We start from the raw sequence: 23,887 nt of genomic DNA, 5'->3' as shown, positions 1-23,887 counted from the left end.
CGGGGCTTTTTCATGTGCGGACTCAGACGCGGCCGAGGTAATCCATCTTGCCGATGTCCAGACCGTTGTGCCGCAGGATGGCGTAGGCGGTGGTGATATGGAAATAGAAGTTGGGCAGCACGAAATGCAGCAGGTAGTCCTCACCCTTGAACTTCAGCTCGGCGCCGGGAACCTTGAGCACCACTTCGCGCCCTTCCCCGCTGTCGATCTGCGCCGGCGTCAGGCCGTTGATGAACGCCAGGGTCTTGGCGATGCGTGCCTGCAGCTCGGCGAAGGTGCTTTCGCTGTCGGCGAAACTCGGCACCTCGACCCCGGCCAGGCGCGCCGCACAGCCCTTGGCCGCGTCGCTGGCGATCTGGATCTGCCGGGTCAGCGGGTGCATGTCCGGCGCCAGGCGGGCGTTGAGCAACACGGCAGGATCGATCTTCCTGGCTTCCGCATAGGCAGCGGCCTTGTCGAGAATGGCCGACAGGTTGCCGAACATGCGCACGAACACGGGAACGGAAGCCTGGTACAGAGACAGCGACATGGGGTGACTCCTTGGCAGTGAAGGGGGCAGGACTCTGCTAGGTTAGCCGCAACCGCGACAGGGAGGAAAACCACGATGACACCACAACAGGTTGCCGACTTCTGCCTGCAGTTGCCGGGGGCGCGCGAGGATTACAAATGGGGCGGCGTGCGGGTGTTCTCGGTGGCCGGCAACAAGATGTTCGCCCTGCTCAGCGAGGGGCTGGCGTTCAAGGTGGCGCCGGAACTGTTCCTCGGCATGGTCGATCGCCCGGGCATACGTCCAGCGCCCTACCTGGCACGCGCCCACTGGGTGAGCATGGGAGAGCCCTTCCCGCTGGGCGACGCCGAGTTGCAGGAGTTGCTCACCCGCGCCCACCAGCTGGTGGTGCGCAGGCTGCCGAAGATTCGTCAGGTGGGTTTGCTGCTCGACTAGAGCGGCAACAGGTGGCCCAGGTAGCGGCCGCCGAGCAGCAGGTGGTCCAGCCAGAAGCCCTGATGCAGCGCGACGATGGCCCAGCACACCAGCTGGAAGGAGGCCTTGCGCGTTTTGTGGCGGAACACCTGCTGTGCCAGCAGCGCACCAGGCCAGCCTCCGGCCAGTTCAGCGATGTGCAGGCTGTTTTCCGGCGTGCGCCAGCGACCCTTCTGCGCGTGCTGCTTGTCCAGCCAGTACTGGCAGAAGCTGAACAGGCTGACCAGCGGATACGCCAGCGCCACCCACCATACGCCGTGGCCAAGCAGCGCCAGGCTACCCCAGATCGGCAGCAGGCACAGGCCGGCCAGAATCAACAACTTGAGCGGTAGATCGCGGATACCCGTGGCATCGGAACGTCTGGGGGATCTCGGCTTGTTGCGGGCAGTTGGTGGCCGGGGCGCGGACGGTTTGCGGCGTATCGCCGGGCGATCGAGACTGAGCCCGGCGTGGCGCATGTGCTGGGCCCGCGGACGCCCCTGGGCATCGCGGCCGGCAACGTAGAGCACGCTGTCGCCCACCTGCGGCCGGCTGTTACCGCGCATCGCCGAAATATGCACGAACAGTGGCTCGCCGCCGTCCTCAGGCTGGATGAAGCCGAATCCCTTGGCGTCGTTCCAGCTCTTTAACGCACCGCGTCGTTCCATGGGCTTTCTCAGTGCGCCTGGGCACTGCTCCAGTCAATCAGACCAAACTGCCAGGTGGCCAGGATCAGCAGACCGAAGCCAATGCGATACCAGGCGAAGACGGCATAGCTGTGGTTGGCGATGAACTTGAGCAGCGCGCGCACGGCGATCATGGCGAAGATAAAGGACACCACGAAACCCAGGGCGAACACCGGCAAGTCCCCCGGCTGGAACAGCTCACGGTACTTGTAGCCGGAGTACACGGCGGCACCGACCATGGTCGGCATGGCCAGGAAGAACGAGAACTCGGTGGCGGCGCGGCGCGACAGGCCAAACAGCAGGCCACCGATGATGGTGGAGGCCGAACGCGACGTACCGGGGATCATGGCCAGGCACTGGGCGAAGCCGATCTTCAGCGCTTCCTTCCAGGTCATGTCGTCCACCTCCTCGACCGTCACCTCGTGCTGGCGACGTTCGGCCCACAGCATCACCAGTCCGCCGATGATCAGGGCCGCAGCCACGGTGATGGCGTTGAACAGGTAGTCGTGAATCAGGTCGGCGAAGGCCACACCGATGACCACCGCCGGCAGGAAGGCGATCAGCAGGTTGGCGGTGAAGCGCTGCGCTTCGCGCTGGCGCGGCACATTGAACACCGTGATGAGGATCTTGCGCCGGTATTCCCACATCACCGCCAGGATGGCGCCAAGCTGGATGATGATATTGAAGGCCATCGCCCGCTCGCCACCGAAGCCAAGCAGGTCGGCCACCACGATCTGGTGCCCGGTACTGGAGATCGGCAAAAACTCGGTGAGGCCCTCTACCACACCCAGAATCACTGCCTGCAGGGCGGTCCACAAATCCATGCAATACCTCGGTCTGGCCTTTTCCGCAGAACGGCCGATAACAAAATGGGAGCCTGACTGACAGGCGGAAAACGGCCGGCATGCTACCAGATGGGCCGCCGTGACGCTGCCTTGCCAATGACTAATGGCAAAGCTTCTAGACTGGCTATTAGCTAGCGTCTATCTGGAATACAAACGGGAGTCGTCCATGAATGGCCTGCGCAATCTTCCCATCAGCCGTCGCCTGTGGCTGATCCTGCTGTCATCGTTTCTGATGCTCCTGGCACTGACCGGGCTGATGCTGAAGCAGATCCACCACGACCTGTATGAGGCCAAGGCGCTGAAGACGCACCATGTGGTGGAGACCGCTCTGGGCGTGATCAAGCACTTCCACAGCCTGGAAAACGCCGGACTGAGCCGCACGGATGCACAGAAACAGGCGATGGAACTGATCCGCAGCCTGCGCTACGACGAGGACGACTACTTCTGGATCAACGACATGACCCCGACCATGGTCATGCACCCGACCAACCCCAAGCTCGAAGGCCAGAACCTGTCGGGCCTGAAAGACCCGGATGGCAAGTTCCTGTTCAACGAGATGGTCGCCATTGCCAGGCAGCAGGGATCGGGTCAAGTCGACTACCGCTGGCCAAAACCCGGCTCCGAAGAGCCCGTGCCGAAGATTTCCTACGTCGAACTGTTCCAGCCCTGGGGCTGGATACTGGGTTCCGGCATTTACGTGGACGATGTGCAGGCGGAGTTTCGTGACCAGGCCCTGCGCGCCTTTTCCATCCTGCTCGTCATCGCCCTGCTGCTGGCCGCGCTGGTCATCCTGATCGCGCGCAGCATCGCCCGTCCGCTGGACGAAGCCGTCAGCGCCATGGCCAACATCGCAAGCGGCGAAGCCGATTTGACGCGAAGCCTGGACAACCATGGCCGCGACGAACTGACCGCGCTGGGCGGGCACTTCAATGCCTTTACCGGCAAGTTGCGTAGCGTGGTCGGCCAGTCGCTGCAGGCAGCTGGCGAGCTCGACCAGGCCTCGCAGTCACTCGGCGAGATTGCCAGCAATGCGCAGCAGCATAGCCAGCAGCAATCCCAGCAGATGGAGCTGGTCGCCACCGCGATCAACGAGGTGTCCTACGCCGTGCAGGATGTGGCGAAGAATGCCGAGCATGCCGCCAGCGAGGTAAGCGGAGCCGAGCAGCAGGCCCTGCAGGGGCAGCAGAACATCGACAGCAGCATCCGGCAGATCGACCAGCTGTCGGCGACCATCGATGAGGCCGTGAAGGTCATGCAGACGCTGGCTCAGGAGAGCACGCAGATCGGCAGCGTACTGGAAGTGATCCGCTCCATCGCCGAGCAGACCAACCTGCTCGCGCTGAACGCCGCCATCGAAGCCGCGCGGGCCGGTGAACAGGGCCGCGGCTTCGCCGTGGTGGCCGACGAGGTGCGCATGCTGGCGCAGCGGACCCAGCAGTCCACGTCGGAGATCCAGGGCATGATCGAACGCCTGCAGGGCAATTCGGAGGCCGCGGTCAAGGTGATCAACGCCAGCAGCCAAGCTTCGCAGCTGACCGTGGAGCAGGCGCGCAAGGCTGGCGAGAGCCTCAGTCAGATCGCCGCCTCCCTGCGCAACCTGACCAGCTTGAATGCCTCCATCGCCAGTGCCACGCTGCAACAGTCGCATGTCGTGGACGATATCAATCAGAATGTCACCCAGGCGGCCACGCTGGCGCACGAGAACGCGCTGGCAGCCGACCAGTCCAGCGAGGCCAGCCGTCATCTGGGGCAACTGGCCGGGCAACTGAACCGCCTGTTGGGGCAATTCCGCGTGTAAAGAGGTGTAGATGAGCAGCATGGAGCATCAGGAAGTCAGTTTCGGCCAGCAGCAGAACCAGGACCTGATCTGGGACCTGGACAGCATTGCTCGCCGCGAACTGGCCGAACGCTTCATCAAGCTGTTCGAGAACCGCCTGTGCGTTTACTCGGAGTCCACCCGCCAGCTGTATACCAACTACGACCTGCACTTCCCCGCCGACTACGGACGCAAGATGGTGGTGCTGCCGAACCCTTACGCCTTCCACGACACCCTGCACGGCATCGACCCCGTGGCGGTGCGCAAGACCGGCCTCTGCGTGCTGCCTGGCGTCGTGCTGGGCAAGCCCGGGCTGATGCTGACCACGCAGATCCGTGACGGCGGACCTGCGCCCAAGACCATGCCATTCAAACCGGCCCTGGCACAGATCATCAGCAACCAGAAGAAGATCGGCGACGTCTTCCTGCCTATCCTGATGAAAGGCGACCTGCGCGAGTTCGATCAGAGCATGCCCTACATCCACCTGCACCGCCTGCAGGTGCAGCGCCTGGGACTGCTGTCGTCCTTCGAGCGCGATGACATCCAGCAGACCATCACGCGCAAGCTGCTGACACTCTACCGACAAGCCGACAGCCTGGGCTGCTGACCCGTTTAAAGCGATAGATTTGTTATGGCCGCTTGCCATCGCCCTTATGGATTGGCATAACGTACCCCATAACAAAATCGCCACACGGATGTTGATGTCATGCGAGTCCTGCGCCGCGCACTCCTGTTGATCCTGTTGCTGGTCCTCGCCGCCCTCGCGGTCGTCCTCTACTACATCGCCAACCCCAACCTGCCGGTGTTCGACAAGCCGCAGCAGGTGCATTACCTCGGCCAGTGGAGCGAGCAGGCACGCCAGACCTACTACTACACGCCGCAGGGCACCACGGTTAAGGGTCTGCGGTATGAGTGGTTCACCGCGCTCGAACTGCCCTTCAGCAAGGACAAGTTCGCCCGCCCTGACTACCTGGCGCGCTTTGGCTTCCTCACCGACCCGCAGCAGCGGCCCAGCGCGCTCAACCCCGGCAACCTGCCGGTCGGCTTCGCCCGCCATGCCGACGACGAGACCGGCGCCCAGTACCTCGACATCAGCTGCGCCGCCTGCCACACCGGCGAGCTGCGCTACCAGGGCCAGGCCATCCGCATCGATGGTGGCGCCGCCCTGCATTCGCTGGCCTCCACCGTGCCCACGCTCAAGGGGGGTGGCTTCGGCCAGGCGCTGGGCATGAGCATGGCCTTCACCTACTACAACCCGGTGAAGTTCAACCGCTTCGCCCGCGAAGTGCTGGGTGACAATTACGACAGTGGCAAGCAGCAGCTGCGCCAGGACTTCAAGGCCGTACTCGACCGCCTGCTGGATACCGCCATGAACGACTGGCACCGTGGCCTCTACCCCACCGAGGAAGGTTTCGGCCGCACCGACGCCTTCGGCCGCATCGCCAACAGCGTCTTCGGCGACGCCATCGACGAGAGCAACTACCGGGTGGCCAACGCCCCAGTCAGCTACCCGCAGGTGTGGGATATCTGGAAGTTCGACTGGGTGCAATGGAACGGCTCGGCCATGCAGCCCATGGCACGCAACATCGGTGAGGCACTGGGAGTCGGCGCCACGCTGCACCTGTTCGACGAAAACGGCGAGCCAATGACGCACGACGAGCGCTATCCGTCCAGCGTGCGCCTGCGCGACCTGTACACCCTGGAAGAAACGCTCAAGCAGCTCAAGCCGCCGACCTGGCCGGAACAGGTGCTGGGCAAGGTCGACCTCAAGCTGGCCAGCCAGGGCCGTGCCCTGTTCGCCGAGAACTGCGCCTACTGCCACGCCCCCGACCCGGTGCCGCGCGACAAGCGCCTGGCCCCGGCACGCGACCCGGAATGGCACCTGCGCATCGTGCCGACTCGCATCATCGGCACCGACCCGACCACCGCCGACAACATCGCCGACCACCGCTTCGATATCCGCAAGCTGGGCTGGCAGAAGGACGAGCTGGCCAAGCTGGACGTCAAGCTGTTCGGTTCAAGCCTTGAGGAAGTCGACTTCGCCAGCATTTCCAGCGCCAAGGGCCTGGCCTACGTGACCGCCTATGTGGAAGACCGCGCCTACCGTGACGCCGGCATCCAGCCGCGCGAACGCTGGCGCATGGACGGCTACGGCCTGGCCATCGGCGTACAGGAGAAACGCGGCTACAAGGCGCGTCCGCTGCATGGCATCTGGGCCACACCGCCGTTCCTGCACAACGGCTCGGTGCCCAACCTGTTCCAGCTGCTGTCGCCGGTGGTCGAGCGCGATAGCCAGTTCTGGGTCGGCAACTTCGAGTACGACCCCAAGCGCGCCGGTTTCCTCACCGAAAAATTCGAAGGCGGTTTCCTGTTCGACACCCGCATCACCGGCAACGGTAACCGCGGCCACGAGTTCCGTGACGGATGCCGAAACGAAGGCGTAATCGGGCGCTATCTGGAACCCGAGGAACGCTATGCGCTGATCGAGTACCTCAAGGTGATGGGCGACGAGAGGCTGGAGAGCCAGCTGCAACCCGCCGAGAGCCGCGCCTGGACCCCCGGCCCCAGCTGCCAGAACAACAACTAAGGAATAGTTGCCATGCTCAAACGTATCTGGCTCTGGCTTGGCCGCCTGCTTGGCAAGCTGCTGCTTGTGCTCCTGATCGTCGGTGGCCTCGGCTGGGCTGTTGGCAGCGCCTACTACGCCTGGAAATTCTCCGGCCCGGTGTCCACCGAGGAGGAAATCCCGGCCGATGAGGCGGCGCTGACCCAGGGCATCATCGAGGATGCCATTCGTATCGTCGAGCAGCACCGCGACAACACCCGCGTGCTGCGCGATGCCCACGCCAAGGCCCACGGCTGCGTGAAAGCGCAGATGACCGTGCTGCAGAACCTGGCCCCGGAACTGCGCCATGGCGTACTGGCCGAGCCGGGCAAGACCTGGCAGGCCTGGATGCGCCTATCCAATGGCAACGCCTACCCGCAGTTCGACAGTGCCCGCGATGCTCGCGGCATGGCCATCAAGCTGCTCGACGTGCCCGGTGACAAGCTGCTGAGCAGCAAGGCCACGGCCGGCAACCAGGACTTCGTGATGTTCAACCACCCGGTGTTCTTCGTCCGTGACGTTGCCGAGTACAAGCAGAACTTCGCAGCGCAGGCCGACGGCAGCAAGATCCTGGCATTCTTCCCCAGCTGGGACCCGCGTACCTGGGAGGTTCGCCACCTGATCATTGCGCTGAAGACCCTGGCACCTGCACCGGAGAGCCCGGTCACGGCCACTTACAACTCCATTGCCCCATTCAAGCTCGGACCGCACAACATCAAGTATCGCGTGATTCCGGACCCACAGAGCTGCCCGCCCTACGAACTGCCGGAACAGAACACCGCGCTGCCCAACTTCCTGCGCAACGCCCTGTATCAGCAGCTGTCGCTGGACCGGGTGCCAGCCTGCTTCGCCCTGCAGGTACAGCGGCAGAACGCCGATTACTACATGCCCATCGAGGACACCAGCGTGCAGTGGAGCGAGGACATCTCGCCATTCGAGACCGTGGCGACGGTGCGCGTGGAGCCGCAGGACTTCGACTCCCGCGAGCAGAACCTGGCCTGCGACAACCTCTCCTTCAACCCCTGGCACGCGTTGCCCGAGCATCGCCCGATCGGCGGCATCAACCGCCTGCGCAAGGCGGTGTACGAGGCCGTCAGTGTCTACCGCCACCAGCGCAACGCCGCGCCGCAGGCGCACTGAAACGCCAAGGCCGCCTCAGGGCGGCCTTGTTGTTTAATGCTCGTATAGCTCGGATGAAATCCGGGAAAGCCGGGCTACAGGCGATCCAGATCGATGACCGCGAAGCTGGCCACCGTGTCATGCCCAGCCAGGCGACCGCCCTCGCGGGCCAGGCCGATCGTCTGCAGGCCGGCCTGCTGGGCGGCGTCCAGCTCCTGGACGATGTCGGAGAGGAACAGGATTTCCTCGGCCGGCAGGCCGATGGCTGCAGCGATCGTGCGGTACGACTCGACTTCGCGCTTGGGGCCGCTGGTGGTGTCGAAAAAGCCGCTGAACAGCCCGCTCAGGTCCCCAGCCTCGGAGCAGCCGAAGATCAGCTTCTGTGCCTGCACCGAGCCGGATGAATAGACATACAGCGCATAGCCGGCCTGGTGCCAGCGTTTGAGCGCTTCCACCGCGTCCGGGTAGACATGGCCCTTGAGCTGGCCGCTGGCGTAGCCCTGCTGCCAGACCATGCCCTGCAGCGCCTTGAGCGGCGTGGCCTTGCGATCCTCGGCGAGCCACTGCAGGAGAATCTCGATGACCCGGATCAGGTCCGCCCCGCCCTCGCCGCTCTCGGCCCGCACGGCGTCCAGTTGCGCCGCAACGACCGGCTCCTCGGCGTGATCGAGGATGAACTGCGGCAGGTGCCGGGCGGCATAGGGGAACAGCACGTCGAAGACGAAGCTCACCGCGCTGGTGGTGCCTTCGATGTCGGTGAGGATGGCTTTGATGGGCATGGAGACTCCTGGGATGTGGGCGGCGCCCCCTCTCCCATTCATGGGAGAGGGCCGGGGAGAGGGTGAGGAAAATAGCCCTCTCCCCCGGCCCCTCTCCCGCAAGCGGGAGAGGGGTGAAGAGCTTCAGTCTTCCAGACGCGGGAAACGACTGGCGATATCGTCGCCGGTGAAGTTGGCCACCCAGCCTTCCGGGTTGTTAAACAGGCGAATGGCGACGAAGTGCGGGAACTCGCCCATGTCGAACCAGTGGCGGGTGCCGGCCGGCACCGAGATCAGGTCGTTCTTCTCGCACAGCACCGCATACACGTACTCGTCGATATGCAGGCTGAACAGGCCGCGGCCGGCGACGAAGAAGCGCACCTCATCCTCGCCGTGACGGTGCTCGTCGAGGAACTTGGCGCGCAGCTCGTCCTTCTGCGGGTGGTCCTTGTTCAGGCTGACCACGTCGACGGTGACATAGCCCTGCTCGGCCATCAGCTTGTCGATCTGCGGGCGGTAGGCGGCAATCACCTCGTCCTGCGCAGCGCCCGGCTGGATCGGCACACTGGCCTGCCAGCGTTCGAAGCGCACGCCGACCTCGGCCAGGGTGGCGGCGATGTCCTCAAGGTGGGTCAGCACCTTGTTCGGCACATCCGGGTTGGACTGGTGGTAGACGGTCAGGCTGCTCATGACATCTCCTCTAGCGCTGCAGCGCGCGTACTTTCAGTTCGCACTCGAACAGGAATTCGAAAGCCTCGACCTGGCGCAGGCAGTCGGCCATGGTCGCGCCCCAGGTGTACAGACCGTGACCACGGATCAGGTAGCCGACGCAATCCGGGTGTTCATCCAGCCAGGGCTGCACCTTGGCCGCCAGGCGGGCGATGTCCTGATCGTTATCAAAGATCGGCACCAGGACCTGGCACTCGTGGGTGGAAACGCCGGCGAAGGCCTTCTGCAGCTCGTAGTCGGCAAATACCAGCGAGTCGGCCAGGGTCAGGCGCGACAGCACGGTGGCATTCACCGAGTGGGTGTGCAGCACGGCGCCGATCGCAGGCTGCCAGCGGTACAGCTGTGTGTGCAGGAGCGTCTCGGCCGAGGGTTTCTTGCCCGGTTCCAGGCTGTTGCCGTCGAGGTCGGTGGCCAGCACGTCGTCCCCGCCCAGCTGGCCCTTGTGTTTGCCGGAGACGGTGAGCAGCGCCTGGTCGGTGCTCAGGCGCGCGGAATAGTTGCTGCTGGTGGCCGGCGACCAGCCACGGCCATACAGGAATTGCCCGGCCTCGATGATCTGCCGGGTCAGTTGTTCACGGTTCATGCCCGCTCCTCGTGCAAACGGATGGCAATGATAAATGCCGCGGCCAGGGCGACCAAGCTGGCGATGGCGAAGGTCCAGGCCGCGCCCAGACTCTCCCAGCTGTAGCCGGCATACAGTGCGCCGAGGGCGCCACCGGTGCCGGCCAGCGCCGCGTACAGCGCCTGGCCCTGGCCCTGCTGGTTGGGCCCGAAGCTGCGCTGGACGAAATGGATGGCCGCCGCGTGGAAGCTGCCGAAGGTGGCGGCATGCAGCAGCTGAGCGAACAGCAGCACACCCAGGTGGTCGGCCAGATTGCCCAGCAGCAGCCAGCGCAGCGCCGCCAGCAGGAAACTGGCCGCCAGCACCCAGCGCACCGAGAAGCGCGTGAGGATGCGCGCCATGAACAGGAACAGCACGATCTCCGCCACCACGCCCAGCGCCCACATCTGGCCGATAAAGCCTCGCTCGTAGCCGAGCCGCTCCAGGTGCAGGGTCAGGAAGGTGTAGTACGGGCCGTGTGACAGCTGCATCAGCGCCACGCAGAGGAAGAACGCCGGTACGCCCGGGCGCAGCAGCTGGGCCAGGAAACCGCCCTCGCCGCCCTGCCCGGCCCGCGCCTGCGGCACCGCGTTGGGCACCCACAGGCTGCCGAGCAGGATGCCGGCGAGGATCATCACCACCATCGCCGGGAACAGCGCGGGGCTGAAGCGCTCGAACAGCTCGCCCAGGCCTATCACCGCGACGATGAAGCCGATCGAACCCCACAGACGGACCTGCGAATAGCGCGCGCTCTGCTCGCGCAAGTGGGCCAGGGTGATCACCTCGAACTGCGGCAGCACGGCGTGCCAGAAGAAGGCGTGCAGCGCCATCACCAGAGCCAGCCAGGCGTAGCCCTGGTCGACGAAGATCAGGGCGAAGCTGAGCAGCGTGCACAGCGCACCGAAACGCACGATGCGCAGGCGCTGGCCGCTGCGGTCGCCCAGCCAGCCCCACAGGTTGGGTGCCAGGCAGCGCATCAGCATGGGAATGGCCACCAGCTCGCCGATGCGCGCCGGGGCGAAGCCCAGGTGCTGGAAGTACAGCGGCAGGAAGGGCGCGGTGGCGCCCAGCATGGCGAAGTAGAAGAAGTAGAACGCGGACAGCCGCCAGTACGGCAGCGGCTGGGCGGTCACAGCTGGCCGAGCACCGGGGTGTTGACCCGCACGTCGGCGTTCTGCGCGCGGTGGCGCAGCAGGTGGTCGAGCAGCACGATGGCCATCATCGCCTCGGCGATGGGCGTGGCGCGGATGCCGACGCAAGGGTCGTGACGGCCCTTGGTGATCACGTCCACCGGGTTGCCGTCGACGTCGATCGAGCGGCCCGGGGTGGTGATGCTGGAGGTCGGTTTGAGCGCCAGGTGGGCGATGATCGGCTGGCCGCTGGAGATGCCGCCGAGGATACCGCCGGCGTTGTTCGACAGGAAGCCCTCGGGGGTCAGCTCGTCGCGGTGCTCGGTGCCACGCTGGGCCACGCAGGCAAAGCCGGCGCCGATTTCCACGCCCTTGACCGCGTTGATGCTCATCAGCGCGTGGGCCAGATCCGCGTCCAGGCGGTCGAAGATCGGCTCGCCCAGGCCCGGCATCACGCCCTCGGCGACCACGGTGATCTTGGCGCCCACCGAATCCTGGTCACGGCGCAGCTGGTCCATGTAGGCCTCGAGCTCCGGCACCTTGTCCGGGTCGGGGCTGAAGAAGGCGTTCTGCTCGACGCAGTCCCAGGTCTTGAACGGGATCTCGATCGGGCCGAGCTGGCTCATGTAGCCGCGCACCTGGATGCCCAGGCCAGCCAGCACCTTCTTGGCGATGGCGCCGGCGGCCACGCGCATGGCGGTTTCGCGCGCCGAGCTGCGGCCACCGCCGCGGTAGTCGCGGATGCCGTACTTGTGGTGGTAGGTGTAGTCGGCGTGGGCCGGGCGGAACAGGTGCTTGATCGCCGAGTAGTCCTTGGACTTCTGATCGGTATTGCGGATCAGCAGGCCGATGGAGCAGCCGGTGGTCTTGCCCTCGAACACCCCGGAGAGGATTTCGACAACGTCGTCTTCCTGGCGCTGGGTGGTATGGCGGCTGGTGCCCGGCTTGCGGCGGTCGAGGTCGCGCTGCATGTCTTCCAGGGACAGCTCGATGCCCGGCGGGCAACCGTCGACGATGGCGACCAGGGCCGGGCCGTGGCTTTCGCCAGCGGTGGTGACGGTGAACAGCTTGCCGTAGGTGTTGCCGGACATGCAGGGCGCTCCGCGAAATCTGCCTCGAACAAAGGTCGGCGAGTATACCGCCGGCGCACGCCCAGTTCACCTGCAGCGGGCAAATGGCCGTTGACCAGCCTGCAGTGGCGGCGAAACTTGCCGATAATGCCTGTACGCATGCCCAAGGACGCCGCGATGAGCGATACCGACGCCCAACAACCCGAAGAACAGACCGAGCAGGCTCCGCCGCCCCACCCCTGGGAAAGCCTGGAGGCGGAGCACTTCCAGTTGCTGCGCCTGGCTCCCCTGCCCACCGACCGCGCTACCGGGCTGCGCCCGCTGCGCTTCGTGCGCTTGGGTCGCGCCGAACGCCACAGCGACGAGCAAAGCCTGCTGCGACTCGCCGTAGAGGTACCGGGGCAGCGCCTAAGGCGTGAACAGAACCTGCTGGAGGTATGGGCCGACCACCGCATCCGCGAGGTGCGCTTTGGTGCCGACAAGGGGCTGGCCATCGATCCGGTCAACCGCGGCCTCGGCCGCTTCCTGCTGGCCCAGGGCATCGCCTGGGCACGCCAGCGCTGGGGCAGCTACACGGTCGAAGGCGGGGCGCTGGCAGTCAAGGATGTACTCAGCGAGGACGCACGCCTGCTGCGAGACCATGTCCTGCGTATCCAGGGTTTCGAGGTGGTCTACCAGGACCTGGCTCAGCTCAAGGCCAGCTACAGTGCCAGCCGGGTCAGCGTGCTAAACCCGGAATGGAACAGGGAAAAGGTGCAGATGATCGACCTGCTCGACTGCGGCGCGATGCTGCAACAGGCCGACCAGAACCTGCACGAGCAACAGGTGAAGATCGGCAAACTGGAGCATCGTGTCGAAATGCTCAAACGCGAGGACAGCGGGCTGCGCTTCACCATCGCCTGCCTGGTGGCACTGACCTTGTTCCAGGCCGGCCTGCTGATCTGGATCGCCACGCGCTAGATCAGTTGGGCCGTCGCAGGGTGGGGAACGACCCTCGGTCTTTTCCACCAACCCTCCCCACACGCACTCAGGTGGAAAGCGCTGTCGCGGCTCGGCCCTTAGCCCGGATGTAATCCGGGGGAAGCAGGCAGCTCGGTCCCGGACTGCATCCGGGCTACCAGTGCCCGCCCGAACTCAGCCCTTGGCGCGCGAACGGAACAGCTTCTGGTACTCGCGGCACTGCGCCGCCGCCAGCAGGAACACGCCGTGACCGCCCTGCTCGAACTCCAGCCAGGTGAAGTCCACTTCCGGGTACAGCGCCTCGACATGCACCTGGCTGTTGCCCACCTCGACGATCAGGATGCCCTTCTCGGTCAGGTGGTCGGCCGCCTCGGCCAGCATACGCCGCACCAGATCCAGGCCGTCGTCACCGCAGGCCAGGCCCAGCTCCGGCTCGTGGTGGTACTCGGCCGGCATGTCGGCGAAGTCCTCGGCATCCACGTAGGGCGGGTTGGATACGATCAGGTCGAAGCGCTGTCCCGGCAAGCCATCGAAGCCGTCGCCCTGCACGGTATAGACGCGCTCCTCCAGACCATGCCGCTCGATGTTCTGGTTGGCCACTTCCAGGGCCTCGAAGGACAGGTCGCCCAGCACCACCTCGGCCTCGGGGAAGGCATAGGCGCAGGCGATACCGATGCAGCCGGAGCCGGTGCAGAGGTCGAGGATGCGCGCCGGCAGCGCCGGTAGCCAGGGTTCGAACTGCTGGCCGATCAGCTCGGCAATCGGCGAACGCGGCACCAGCACGCGCTCGTCGACCACGAACGGCAGGCCGCAGAACCAGGCCTCACCGAGCAGGTAGGCGGTGGGCACGCGCTCCTCGACACGACGACGGATCAGCTCCAGCAGGTGCTGCTGCTCGTCTTCCTCCAGACGGCAATCCAGGTAGCCGTCGGCGATCTCGAAGGGCAGGTGCAATGCGCCCAGCACCAGCTGGCGGGCATCGTCCCAGGCGTTGTCGGTGCCATGACCGAAGAACAGGCCGGCCTCGTGGAAACGGCTGACGGCCCAGCGGATATGGTCGCGCACGGTGCGCAGGCGGGATGCAGACACGGCTATCACCTCAGGAAAGGGTGCGCGATTCTAGCCGGAACCGCGGCAAAGGTTCACAGATCGCACCGGGAAGCACAGAATAGACACATCGCCGTCACAGGAGCCCAACCATGTCCGAACCGAAAACCCTGTTCCAGCTGCTCGGACGCGGTTATGCACCGGCCACCCTGGGCAAGGCCACCTTGCTGGTCATCGACGCTCAGGAGGAGTACCGCAGCGGTACCCTGCAACTGCCGGACGTGGAAGCCGCGATCAGCGAGATCGCCACCCTGCTCAATGCTGCCCGCAACCTCGGCGCCCCTGTCGTGCATGTGCGCCACCTGGGCATCCCTGGCGGCCTGCTCGACCCGCAGGGCCCGCGCGGACGCTTCATCGAAGGCCTGGCGCCGCTCGGTGGCGAACCGGTGGTGGAAAAACGCCTGCCCAACGCCTTCGCCGGCACCGACCTGCATGAGCATCTGCAGCAGCTCGGCCATCTGGACCTGATCATCTGCGGTTTCATGACCCACTCCAGTGTCAGCACCACCGTGCGCGCGGCCAAGGACTATGGTTACCGCTGCACCCTGGTGGATGCCGCCTGCGCAACCCGCGACCTGCCCTACCAGCACGAACTGATCCCGGCCCGCGACCTGCACCGCATGACCCTGGCAGCCCTGGCCGACAACTACGCGATGGTCGTACCACAGGCCCGCGCACTGCTCTGACCGGAACCCCGGCGACAGTCGCCGGTCATAGCGCCGATAACCCAAGAGGAAATCGGAATGAAGCTGTCCGACGACGGATTCGATGCACGCCGCCTGCGCCCACGCGGCCCTGGCTGCTGGCGCTGGCGTTTTCTCGGCGCCCTCGCCGCGCTGTCTGCCGCCTTTGGCGTGCTGCTGATCATGGCCGGCGCGGCCACCCTGCTCGGCCGCCCGCCGGCACTCGGCCCACTGAACGACAGTGTCGGCGCCGCCATCACCCTGCTGCTGTTCGGCCTGTTCCTGCTCTGGGGCGGGATCAACGTCTGGCGCCGTTGCCGCCGGCGCATGCGCAGGCAGCATGGCAACGAGCTGAGCCTGTCGCCACAGCTGCTGAAAAAGCGCGACTGAAGCCGGTAAACTGGCCTCTTCCGTGGAGGCTATTCATGCAAGACGACGATTTTTCCCTGTTCCAGTCCGCCGTGCGCGGGGTCAGGCCGATCAGCCATGACCGCGCCGACACCGGCAAGCCGAAGACCGACCGCCAGCGTCTGAACACCCTGCGCCAGGCGGCGACGGTGAGGACCGACGCGGTCAAGGTGGACGGCTTGTCCGACCAGTTCGTCATCGACGTCGGCGCCGAGGACGAACTCTACTGGGCCCGCGACGGCGTGCAGGACGGCCAGATGCGCAAGCTCAAGGCCGGCCAGGTGGCGTTCGAGGGCAGCCTTGACCTGCACGGCATGACCGTGGAGAAGGCCCGCGAGACGCTCTGGGCATTCTTCGCCGAGGCGGCGCGCATGGAAGTACGCTGCGTGCGCGTGACCCACGGCAAGGCCGCGCGCATGGACGGCAAGCGGCCAATGATCAAGAGCCACGTCAACACCTGGCTGCGCCAGCACCCACAGGTGCTGGGCTTCACCTCCTGCCTCGCCAAGCACGGCGGCACCGGCGCGGTCTATGTGCTGCTCAAGCGCACCATGATGGAAGGCCGCGACGAGGACTGAGCCGCGTCAGTCCGCCTGCCGCGCCGGCCACAGGCTGATCGCCCGCTCGGCCAGGGCGGCGATGGTCAGGCTCGGGTTGACGCCGACGTTGGCCGGGATGCTGCTGCCGTCGATCACATACAACCCTGGGTGGCCGAACACCTGGTGCCGCGCATCCACCACACCCTCCGCCGGCGAACCGGCGATCACCGCGCCGCCCAGCAGATGCGCCGTCACCGCGCGATTGCCCAGGCTTTCCGGCAGGACATTCAGCGCCTCTCCGCCACTGGCCTCGGCAAAGGCACGCGCCGCCCGGTTGGCCTGTGGCAGGTAGGTGGGCGAGGCGGCGCCGACCGACAGACGTGACTCCAGGGCAAAAGCCCCCAGACGCCACGCGCGGCGCCGGTAACCGAAGGCCAGCTGGTTGTCCGCCTGCTGCATCACCGTCAGCACCGAGATGCGCCGGTACCAAACGGCCGTGAACCAGTGCCCAAGCCAGTGCCAGGGACGCCGCAGCAGCGCGCCCACGACCTTGGCCGCGCGCCTCAGCGGCCGTGTGTCGTCCACCAGCGGCCCCATGTACAGGCGCATGAAGTTGTAGCTGCGCGGAAAACGGTTCTGCGTGATGTGGGTCTGCGCATCCGCGTGGAAGTGGCTGGAGATGGTGGTGCCCTGGCTGATGTCCACGCCTGGCCGGCCACGGATCGCCACGATCGCCTCGCTGTTGGTGCGCACATGCTCACCCAGCGCTGCCGGCAAGTGCGGCAAGGTACGGTAGCGGTCGCGGCTGGCGAACAGAATCTCCAGGCTGCCGAGCACGCCGGCCGCGAGGATCACCTGGGGCGCGTCGAGGCTGCGCAGCGCGTGCGTGCGGCCGCGCAGATGCAGTCGATAGCCCGCGCCGTGGCGGCTGATATGGCTGACCCGGGTTTCGCTGAACACCTGCACGCCCAGCTGCCGGGCCAGGTACAGGTAGTTGAGATCCAGGCTGTTCTTCGCCCCCTGCGGACAGCCGCTGATGCAGCTGCCACAGCGGTTGCAGCCGCTGCGCTGAGGGCCGCGCCCGGCGAAATACGGATCGGGCAGCGCTTGCGGCGGGCCGAAGTAGATGCCCTGCGGCACAGGCGCATAACTCTGCGCCACGCCGAGTGCCGTGGCCGTGCGCTGCAGCCAGTGGTCCTGCTGCCCCGGGTAGGGATTGTCGGCCACGCCGAGCATTTGCCGGGCGCGCTGATAGTGTGCCGCCAGGCTGGCTTGCCAGTCGTCCAGCGCCGCCCAGGCCGGATCGCGGTAGAACGCCGCCTGCGGCTCCAGCAACACGGCGGCATAGACCAGGCTGCCACCGCCGACGCCGACACCGTGGACCACCCCGACATTGCGATAGACCTTCTGCGCCAGCGGCCCGCGCAACCCCAACGCGGGCGCCCACAGCAGGTGCCGCATCGACTGCCCGGCACGCCGCAGATCGGCCGCGCTGTGCTCACGCCCCTGCTCCAGCACGGCCACCCGGTAGCCTTTCTCGGCCAGGCGCAAGGCGCTGACGCTGCCACCGAAACCGGAGCCGATGATCAGCACATCGAAGTCGCCGCTCACGCCTCGCGCACCAGCAGGAAAGGAAAGCCCAGCCGACGCAGGCCCGGCAGGTCGACAAAGGTCAGGCACAGGCAGTGCTGCGGGTCGAGCTGGCGCAGCTCGTCACGCACCCAGCGCCAGGGCCTGCGCGTTGCCTGGCCGTAATCCAGGGCCACGCAGGGTTGCCCGTCGAGCCAGGAGGGCTGGGTGCAGTAGCGCATCGGCAGCAGCTCCAGCAGCTGCCCGCCACGGCGGCGCAGGTTGACCGCCGCCTGCGCATCGACGAAGCGCTTGCCGTACCAGCCCGGCATGCCGCTCAGCGCGATGCTTGGCCCGGCGCTGCCGCGCAGCCACCAGGGGCCGATGAATTCGGCGCGCCAGCGCCCGATCAGGTGCTCGGCCGCCGGCAGCTGACGATAGCGGGCCAGCAGCTGGCTCAGGGAAAGCGAATGGAGAGTCTGCATCATGCGGCCGCCCGATTATTAGAGTTATTGCTCTAGACTAATCGCCAGCCGCCTGTTCGGCAGCCCGCAAATCTGCCAAGTCCACGGGGTTAAACGCCAAGGCGCTGCACACTTGCCAGCGCGTCGCGCGCCGTCTACCCTGCCGGGCTGCAATTTCGATTGGAATTCCCATGTCCCTGGAACAGCAATACACCGCCATTCTCGGTCAACTCGGCGAAGACGTTTCCCGCGAAGGCCTGCTCGATACCCCCAAGCGTGCGGCCAAAGCCATGCAGTACCTGTGCAAGGGCTACCAGCAGACCCTCGAGGAAGTCACCAACGGCGCCCTGTTCAGCTCCGACAACAGCGAGATGGTGCTGGTGAAGAACATCGAGCTGTACTCGCTGTGCGAGCATCACCTGCTGCCGTTCATCGGTAAGGCCCACGTGGCCTACATTCCCAGCGGCAAGGTACTGGGGCTGTCCAAGGTGGCGCGCATCGTCGACATGTACGCCCGCCGCCTGCAGATCCAGGAGAACCTCAGCCGGCAGATCGCCGAGGCCGTCCAGCAGGTCACCGGCGCCCTGGGCGTCGCCGTGGTGATCGAGGCCCAGCACATGTGCATGATGATGCGCGGCGTGGAGAAACAGAATTCCTCCATGGTCACCTCGGTGATGCTCGGCGAGTTCCGCGAAAACGCCGCCACCCGCAGCGAGTTCCTCAGCCTGATCCGCGACTGACACGCAGCGAGCATGAAAAAGCCGGCTTCGCGCCGGCTTTTTCATGCCCCTCAGGTCAACCTCAACCGAACATGCTCACGTGCCGCGGGTGGCTGGCAACGCGCGCAAGCCAGGCATTGATCGCCGGGTAACCGCTCAGGTCGAAACCACCTTCGTGCGCCACATGGGTGTAGGCATACAGGGCGATATCGGCCAGGGTGTACTGCTCGCCCACCAGGTAGGGCGTGCGCTGCAACTGCTGCTCCATCACCCGGAACGCCTTGTGCCCACGCACATGGCACACCTCATACTCCTCGCGCCGTGCCTCGGGCATGCCCTGGTACAGCTGAATGAAGCGCGCCACCGCGACATAGGGCTCGTGGCTGTACTGCTCGAAGAACTGCCACTGCAGCATCTGCGTGCGCAGGCGCGGCTCGCTGGGGATGAACGCGCTGCCATCGGCGAGGAAATTGAGGATGGCGTTGGACTCCCAGAGGAAGGTGCCATCTTCCAGCTCCAGCACCGGAATCTTGCCGTTGGGGTTCTTGGCCAGGAACTCGGCGGTCTGCGTCTCGCCCTTGAGGATGTCGATCGGCAGCCACTGATACTCGCGACCGAGCAGGTGCAGCATCAGCTTGACCTTGTAGCAGTTGCCGGAACGGTAATCGCCGTAAACCTTGAGCATCGCTACTTGCTCCCTTGCGCGTCTAGAGCAGCTTGCGCCTCACGGATGACTGCCGCCAGGCGACGCAGCCCCTCGCCGAGCTTCTCCGGCGGTACGTGGCTGAAGTTCAACCGCAGGTGACCGGGGTTGGCGTCCGGCTCGACGAAGAACGGCTCGCCCGGCATGAACGCGACGTTCTGCGCCATGGCCGGCTGCAGCAGGGTACGGGTATCCAGTTTGTGGTTGAGGGTCAGCCAGAAGAACAGACCGCCTTGCGGCACCTGCCAGCTGGCCAGGTCGGCGAAATGCTCCTCCAGCGCCACCTGCATGGCGTCGCGGCGTACGCGGTAGAAGTCGCGCAGCTCGGCCAGGTGGGCCTGGTACTTGTCGCTGCCCAGCCACTGCAGGGCCTGCCACTGGCCGATGCGGTTGGTGTGCAGGTCGGCTGCCTGCTTCAGGCGCAGCAGGTGCGGGAACAGGTCCGGGCTGGCGATCAGAAAGCCGACGCGCAGGCCCGGCAGCAGGGTCTTGGACACGGTGCCGGTGTAGATCCAGCTGGTGCGTTTGAGGCGGCTGACGATGGGCGTGGCGCTGCCGGCATCGAACACCAGCTCGCGGTACGGCTCGTCCTCGATCAGGGTAACGTTGAACTCGTCGAGCAGCGCCGCCACGGCGTCGCGCTTGGCCTCGCTGTAGCGCACGGCGGACGGGTTCTGGAAAGTCGGAATCAGGTAGGCGAAGGCCGGCTTGTGCTGTTGCAGGCGCTCGCGCAGGGCCTCCAGCTCCGGACCGTCGGCTTCCTGCGGCACGGTGATGCAGTCGGCGCCGAACAGCTGGAAGGACTGCAACGCAGCCAGGTAGGTCGGTGCCTCGACCAGGATCTCGGTGCCCGGATCGATAAGCAGCTTGCTGGCCAGGTCCAGGGTCTGCTGCGAGCCGCAGGTGATCAGCACCTGGCTGGCATCGCAGTTCACTCCCAGCTTGCGCGCCTCGGCGGCCACCGCCTCGCGCAGTGCCGGCTCGCCCTCGCTCATGCCGTACTGGCCGATGGAGGCCGGCATTTCGCTCCAGTCCACTTTCGGCAGCATCGGCTCGGCGGGCAGGCCGCCGGCGAAGGACATCACCTCCGGACGTTGCGCCGCGGCGAGGATTTCGCGGATCAGGGAGCTTTTCAGACGGGCAACGCGTTCGGAGAAGGCCATGGAAGTCACCGGTAGCACAGGCAGGATAAATTGGGTCAAACTGTTTGACCGAAACTACGACGCCGGGAATGGATACGTCAATATGCTTGACCTGAAAAAGCCAAGCGCGCAGCAGGCTGCCATGGAGGCCTTCTTCTTCGGCTACCAGGCGTTCACCGCCAAACCCGACGAGATGCTGGCACGCCGCGGCCTGTCGCGCGTGCATCACCGCATCCTGTTCTTCATCGCCCGCTACCCCGGCCTGAGCGTCAAGGAACTGCTCGGCTACCTGGGCGTGAGCAAGCAGGCGCTGAACACGCCGTTGCGCCAGTTGCAGGAAATGTCGATGGTCGAGAGCGTGGCCGCCAGCGACGACAAGCGCAAACGCCAGCTCGGCCTCACAGCCGAGGGCGCGAGGCTGGAGCAGACCCTGCGCCGCGAACAGGTGCGCCTGCTTGAGCGGGTATTCAACGAGGCCGGCGAGCCGGCGGTGCAGGCCTGGCTGGCGGTCAACCAGGCCCTGAGCAAGGCCCGCCATACCGGCGGCGAGGACTGATCAGGCGGCCTGTGTGCCGCTCAGCTCGCGGGCGCCGCGGAAGAACACCAGCGCCGTGGCGACAGTTCCGGCCAGCAGTGGGATGAAGGACAGCACGAGCAGGATCACCGACGCGGCCATGATTCCACCGACTAGCTCAAGCCAAGCCACCACCCGCACTACCGGGTAAGGTTCCTTCACCTTGAGCAGGACCACACCCAGCCATACCGTGCCCGCCCCCATCAGTACCAACACCGCGAAGTAGAGTAGCGACCGCCAGTCAAAGCTGGCGAACAGGGCATCGCCCCAGATCCAGTGCAGGGCCTCGCTCGTCAGGCTGGTGAGGATGATCAGGTAGGTCGGAGCGGTCAGCCCGCCGGCAGCGAAGCGCTGTTCGAGGAACGCTTTGAAGCGCAGCAGCAGGTAGCAGCCCAGCAGGGACGCCAAGGTGCCCATCCAGTCGCTGATCCGCCCAGCGAGACTGCTCTCCTCGCCCCCGGAAAAAAACACCGCCACCATGGCGACCAAGGTGACCACCACCGAGGCCAGACACAGCCAGCCCAGCACGCGCAGCTGCCCCGGACTCCAGCCGGGCAAGCCCTGCGGCACCTGTTGGTCGATCAGCGTCACCTGCGGCGCCGCGTAAGGGTTGTTCTGCTCCATGGCGATTTCCTTATGTAATGGGAACAGTCCATACCGCTGCAAGGCTCACGGAGAACTGTACCGACCATTGTCGAGACCGCTGTACCGCGACGCCCGGGCGGGCTGCGCATAGGCTGCCAGCATCCACGGAGAATCGCCATGACCTCGGAACTGCTGCTCGCCTTTATCCTTTTCGCCTTCGTCACCTCGGTGACGCCCGGCCCCAACAACATGATGCTGCTCGCCTCCGGGGTGAACTTCGGCGTACGCCGCAGCCTGCCGCACATGCTCGGCATCAGCCTAGGCTTCATGCTGCTGGTGGCCGCCGTGGGCCTGGGCCTCGGCCAGCTGTTCGAGCAGTTCCCGCCGCTGTACACCGCGCTGCGCTACGGCGGTGCCGCTTACCTGCTGTACCTGGCCTGGAAGATCGCCGGCAGCGGCGCACCGGATGCCGACGGCAAAACCACCGGCAAGCCCTTCACCTTCCTCCAGGCGGCGGCCTTCCAGTGGGTCAACCCCAAGGCCTGGATCATGGCCATCGGCGCCATCACCACCTACACGCCGCAGGAGGGCTTCCTGGTCAACGTGCTGCTGATCGCCGCCCTGTTCGCCCTGGTCAACTGCCCCAGCGTCGGCCTGTGGACGGTGGCCGGCAGCCTGCTGCGGCGCTGGCTGGATCGTCCGCGCGTACTGCGCGCCTTCAATATCGGCATGGCCCTGCTGCTGGTGGCCTCGCTCTACCCTATCCTGATCGACGTCAAGGGAAGCCTGTGATGACCCTGGAAGCCATGGACACCTCTCCCCGCCTGCGCCCGCTGGCCGACTCCGCGCCCTCCGCCGTGGTGGCCGGCTTCGTCTCGGCCCTCACTGGCTACACCAGCTCGCTGGTGCTGATGTTCCAGGCCGGCCAGGCCGCCGGGCTGAATGCCGCGCAGATCGCCTCCTGGCTGTGGGCGCTGTCGATCGGCATGGCCATCTGCACCGTGGTGCTGTCCCTGCGCTACCGCACGCCCATCGTGGTGGCCTGGTCGACACCCGGCGCCGCGCTGTTGATCACCAGCATGCCGGGCGTGAGCTACCCGGAGGCGATCGGCGCCTTCGTGGTCTGCGCACTGCTGCTCAGCCTGCTCGGCCTGTCCGGCGCCTTCGAGCGGGTCATGCGTCACCTCCCCGCTTCGCTCGCAGCGGCGCTGCTGGCCGGCATCCTGTTCCGCATCGGCAGCGAAATCTTCGTCGCCGCGCAGACCAGCACCCTGCTGGTGCTGGCGATGTTCTTCACCTTCCTGTTCGGCAAGCGCCTGGCGCCGCGTTACGCGGTGCTCTGCGCGCTGCTGGTGGGCGCAGGCGTGGCCGCTGCGCAGGGCCTGCTCGACTTCAGCCAGGTCCGCCTGGAGATGGCGGTGCCGGTCTGGACCACGCCGAGCTTCTCACTGAACGCGGCGATCAGCATCGGCATCCCGCTGTTCGTGGTGGCCATGGCCTCGCAGAATATTCCCGGCCTCGCCGTGCTGCGCGCCGACGGCTACGCCGTGCCGCCCTCACCGCTGATCGCCACCACCGGCATTGCCTCGCTGTTGCTAGCACCGTTCGGCTCCCACGGCATCAACCTGGCCGCCATCAGCGCCGCCATCTGCACCGGCGCCGAAGCCCACGAAGACAAGCGCAAGCGTTACACCGCCGCGCTGTGGAACGGCGTGTTCTGTGGCCTCGCCGGCATCTTCGCCGCCACCCTGGCCGCGCTGTTCATCGCCCTGCCCAGCGCGCTGATCCTGTCGATCGCCGCCCTGGCCCTGCTCGGCTCGATCGGCAACGGCCTGGCGCAGGCCATGCAGGCACCGGCCGAGCGTGACGCCGCGCTGGTGACCTTCATGATCACTGCCTCGGGCATGACCCTGCTCGGCATCGGCTCGGCCTTCTGGGGCCTGGTCGGCGGCGCCGTGACCCTGCTGATCCTGAACTGGAGGAAGTAGCGGACTGCATCCTGGCCAGGCCAGAAAGAAATGGTGCCCAGGAAGATTCTCGGTATGCACTAACTGTCCCCTCTCCCCCGAGGGGAGAGGGCTAGGGAGAGGGGACTAGGCGCCGCACCCTCTCCC

General features: G+C 65.9%; 27 protein-coding genes and 1 pseudogene. 14 read left to right on the top strand and 14 right to left on the bottom strand.

Annotation, left to right across the window (positions count from 1 at the left end):
- Positions 1–22 precede the first annotated feature (22 nt).
- Positions 23–529: a DUF1993 domain-containing protein gene (locus ACOAPY_RS10435; RefSeq protein WP_465153226.1), complete on the bottom strand. Its 507-nt coding sequence runs from the start codon at positions 527–529 to the stop codon at positions 23–25.
- Between the two features lie 75 nt (positions 530–604).
- Here ACOAPY_RS10435 and ACOAPY_RS10430 point away from each other — a divergent pair, with 75 nt between their 5' ends.
- Positions 605–943: an MmcQ/YjbR family DNA-binding protein gene (locus ACOAPY_RS10430; RefSeq protein WP_465153225.1), complete on the top strand. Its 339-nt coding sequence runs from the start codon at positions 605–607 to the stop codon at positions 941–943.
- On the opposite strand, the gene ACOAPY_RS10425 is transcribed toward ACOAPY_RS10430, so the two are convergent.
- Both ACOAPY_RS10425 and ACOAPY_RS10420 read right to left on the bottom strand, forming a co-directional pair.
- Positions 940–1,629, bottom strand: coding sequence for a DUF1294 domain-containing protein (locus ACOAPY_RS10425; RefSeq protein ID WP_465153224.1), 690 nt, complete (start codon positions 1,627–1,629; stop codon positions 940–942). The genes ACOAPY_RS10430 and ACOAPY_RS10425 overlap by 4 nt on opposite strands.
- An 8-nt stretch (positions 1,630–1,637) precedes the next feature.
- Complete coding sequence (locus ACOAPY_RS10420; RefSeq protein WP_076583319.1) at positions 1,638–2,471, bottom strand: undecaprenyl-diphosphate phosphatase; 834 nt, start codon at positions 2,469–2,471, stop codon at positions 1,638–1,640.
- A gap of 124 nt (positions 2,472–2,595) precedes the next feature.
- Here ACOAPY_RS10420 and ACOAPY_RS10415 point away from each other — a divergent pair.
- The 5 genes and pseudogenes from ACOAPY_RS10415 to ACOAPY_RS10395 form a co-directional block, all read left to right on the top strand.
- A pseudogene (locus ACOAPY_RS10415) lies at positions 2,596–3,432 on the top strand (cache domain-containing protein); the annotation flags it as partial.
- Between the two features lie 123 nt (positions 3,433–3,555).
- Positions 3,556–4,290: a methyl-accepting chemotaxis protein gene (locus ACOAPY_RS10410; RefSeq protein WP_465156770.1), complete on the top strand. Its 735-nt coding sequence runs from the start codon at positions 3,556–3,558 to the stop codon at positions 4,288–4,290.
- Between the two features lie 10 nt (positions 4,291–4,300).
- Positions 4,301–4,915 carry a hypothetical protein gene (locus ACOAPY_RS10405; protein WP_076583326.1) on the top strand — a complete coding sequence of 205 codons (615 nt, stop codon included), beginning with the start codon at positions 4,301–4,303 and terminating at the stop codon, positions 4,913–4,915.
- A 99-nt stretch (positions 4,916–5,014) separates the two neighbouring features.
- Positions 5,015–6,895, top strand: coding sequence for a di-heme-cytochrome C peroxidase (locus ACOAPY_RS10400; protein ID WP_465156674.1), 1,881 nt, complete (start codon positions 5,015–5,017; stop codon positions 6,893–6,895).
- Between the two features lie 12 nt (positions 6,896–6,907).
- Complete coding sequence (locus ACOAPY_RS10395; protein WP_465156672.1) at positions 6,908–8,053, top strand: catalase family protein; 1,146 nt, start codon at positions 6,908–6,910, stop codon at positions 8,051–8,053.
- Positions 8,054–8,127: 74 nt separating this feature from the next.
- Here the strand turns inward: ACOAPY_RS10395 and mtnC are convergent, their stop codons facing one another.
- The 5 genes from mtnC to aroC all read right to left on the bottom strand — a co-directional run bounded on the left by mtnC (position 8,128) and on the right by aroC (position 12,341).
- The gene (gene mtnC / locus ACOAPY_RS10390; protein ID WP_465156670.1) at positions 8,128–8,811 is read right to left on the bottom strand and encodes an acireductone synthase; all 684 of its coding nucleotides are present in this window, start codon (positions 8,809–8,811) and stop codon (positions 8,128–8,130) included.
- 123 nt (positions 8,812–8,934) lie between these two features.
- Entirely contained in the window at positions 8,935–9,480 is a 546-nt protein-coding gene (locus ACOAPY_RS10385) for a 1,2-dihydroxy-3-keto-5-methylthiopentene dioxygenase (protein WP_465156668.1), read from the bottom strand.
- Between the two features lie 10 nt (positions 9,481–9,490).
- Positions 9,491–10,102 (bottom strand): methylthioribulose 1-phosphate dehydratase, encoded by a 612-nt coding sequence (locus ACOAPY_RS10380; RefSeq protein ID WP_465156666.1) that lies wholly within the window; start codon positions 10,100–10,102, stop codon positions 9,491–9,493.
- On the bottom strand, positions 10,099–11,253 hold the full coding sequence (locus tag ACOAPY_RS10375) for an MFS transporter (RefSeq protein WP_465156664.1): 1,155 nt from the start codon (positions 11,251–11,253) through the stop codon (positions 10,099–10,101). Before ACOAPY_RS10375 ends, ACOAPY_RS10380 begins: the two co-directional genes overlap by 4 nt.
- Positions 11,250–12,341, bottom strand: a complete 1,092-nt coding sequence (aroC, locus tag ACOAPY_RS10370; protein WP_465156662.1) for a chorismate synthase — start codon at positions 12,339–12,341, stop codon at positions 11,250–11,252. Before aroC ends, ACOAPY_RS10375 begins: the two co-directional genes overlap by 4 nt.
- A gap of 156 nt (positions 12,342–12,497) precedes the next feature.
- On the opposite strand from aroC, the gene ACOAPY_RS10365 reads away from it, so the two are divergent.
- Positions 12,498–13,280: a hypothetical protein gene (locus ACOAPY_RS10365; protein WP_465156660.1), complete on the top strand. Its 783-nt coding sequence runs from the start codon at positions 12,498–12,500 to the stop codon at positions 13,278–13,280.
- 174 nt (positions 13,281–13,454) lie between these two features.
- Here ACOAPY_RS10365 and prmB read toward each other — a convergent pair whose 3' ends face one another.
- Positions 13,455–14,369, bottom strand: a complete 915-nt coding sequence (gene prmB, locus ACOAPY_RS10360; RefSeq protein WP_465156658.1) for a 50S ribosomal protein L3 N(5)-glutamine methyltransferase — start codon at positions 14,367–14,369, stop codon at positions 13,455–13,457.
- Positions 14,370–14,479: 110 nt separating this feature from the next.
- Here prmB and ACOAPY_RS10355 point away from each other — a divergent pair, with 110 nt between their 5' ends.
- Genes ACOAPY_RS10355 through ACOAPY_RS10345 form a run of 3 tightly spaced genes read left to right on the top strand, consistent with a single transcriptional unit; the run spans position 14,480 to position 16,056 of the window.
- Positions 14,480–15,073 carry a cysteine hydrolase family protein gene (locus ACOAPY_RS10355; protein WP_465156657.1) on the top strand — a complete coding sequence of 198 codons (594 nt, stop codon included), beginning with the start codon at positions 14,480–14,482 and terminating at the stop codon, positions 15,071–15,073.
- Between the two features lie 57 nt (positions 15,074–15,130).
- Positions 15,131–15,460 (top strand): hypothetical protein, encoded by a 330-nt coding sequence (locus ACOAPY_RS10350; protein ID WP_374561719.1) that lies wholly within the window; start codon positions 15,131–15,133, stop codon positions 15,458–15,460.
- Between the two features lie 35 nt (positions 15,461–15,495).
- A complete protein-coding gene (locus ACOAPY_RS10345) occupies positions 15,496–16,056 on the top strand; it encodes a Smr/MutS family protein (RefSeq protein ID WP_076428988.1) in 561 nt (186 codons plus the stop codon).
- 6 nt (positions 16,057–16,062) lie between these two features.
- Here ACOAPY_RS10345 and ACOAPY_RS10340 read toward each other — a convergent pair whose 3' ends face one another.
- Positions 16,063–17,628, bottom strand: a complete 1,566-nt coding sequence (locus ACOAPY_RS10340) for an FAD-dependent oxidoreductase (protein ID WP_465156655.1) — start codon at positions 17,626–17,628, stop codon at positions 16,063–16,065.
- Positions 17,625–18,074, bottom strand: coding sequence for a hypothetical protein (locus ACOAPY_RS10335; RefSeq protein WP_465156653.1), 450 nt, complete (start codon positions 18,072–18,074; stop codon positions 17,625–17,627). Before ACOAPY_RS10335 ends, ACOAPY_RS10340 begins: the two co-directional genes overlap by 4 nt.
- A gap of 167 nt (positions 18,075–18,241) precedes the next feature.
- Between ACOAPY_RS10335 and folE the strand changes: the two genes are divergently transcribed.
- Entirely contained in the window at positions 18,242–18,790 is a 549-nt protein-coding gene (folE, locus tag ACOAPY_RS10330; RefSeq protein WP_021700179.1) for a GTP cyclohydrolase I FolE, read from the top strand.
- A gap of 61 nt (positions 18,791–18,851) precedes the next feature.
- On the opposite strand, the gene ACOAPY_RS10325 is transcribed toward folE, so the two are convergent.
- Entirely contained in the window at positions 18,852–19,454 is a 603-nt protein-coding gene (locus ACOAPY_RS10325) for a glutathione S-transferase family protein (RefSeq protein ID WP_465156651.1), read from the bottom strand.
- A gap of 2 nt (positions 19,455–19,456) precedes the next feature.
- Positions 19,457–20,635, bottom strand: a complete 1,179-nt coding sequence (locus ACOAPY_RS10320) for an aminotransferase-like domain-containing protein (RefSeq protein ID WP_465156649.1) — start codon at positions 20,633–20,635, stop codon at positions 19,457–19,459.
- Between the two features lie 82 nt (positions 20,636–20,717).
- On the opposite strand from ACOAPY_RS10320, the gene ACOAPY_RS10315 reads away from it, so the two are divergent.
- A complete protein-coding gene (locus ACOAPY_RS10315; RefSeq protein WP_465156647.1) occupies positions 20,718–21,170 on the top strand; it encodes a MarR family winged helix-turn-helix transcriptional regulator in 453 nt (150 codons plus the stop codon).
- Here the strand turns inward: ACOAPY_RS10315 and ACOAPY_RS10310 are convergent, their stop codons facing one another.
- Positions 21,171–21,812, bottom strand: coding sequence for a hypothetical protein (locus ACOAPY_RS10310; RefSeq protein WP_465156645.1), 642 nt, complete (start codon positions 21,810–21,812; stop codon positions 21,171–21,173).
- A gap of 138 nt (positions 21,813–21,950) precedes the next feature.
- Between ACOAPY_RS10310 and ACOAPY_RS10305 the strand changes: the two genes are divergently transcribed.
- Both ACOAPY_RS10305 and ACOAPY_RS10300 read left to right on the top strand, forming a co-directional pair.
- The gene (locus ACOAPY_RS10305) at positions 21,951–22,565 is read left to right on the top strand and encodes a LysE family translocator (protein WP_465156643.1); all 615 of its coding nucleotides are present in this window, start codon (positions 21,951–21,953) and stop codon (positions 22,563–22,565) included.
- Positions 22,565–23,761, top strand: a complete 1,197-nt coding sequence (locus ACOAPY_RS10300; RefSeq protein ID WP_465156641.1) for a benzoate/H(+) symporter BenE family transporter — start codon at positions 22,565–22,567, stop codon at positions 23,759–23,761. The genes ACOAPY_RS10305 and ACOAPY_RS10300 overlap by 1 nt, the downstream gene beginning before the upstream one ends.
- The last annotated feature ends 126 nt before the right edge of the window (positions 23,762–23,887 follow it).

The organism is Pseudomonas stagnisoli, from assembly GCF_048595745.1.
GTDB lineage: Bacteria > Pseudomonadota > Gammaproteobacteria > Pseudomonadales > Pseudomonadaceae > Aquipseudomonas > Aquipseudomonas alcaligenes_A.
Note: the sequence above shows the minus strand (reverse complement) of the source record. Positions and strands in the feature narration are given on the sequence as shown.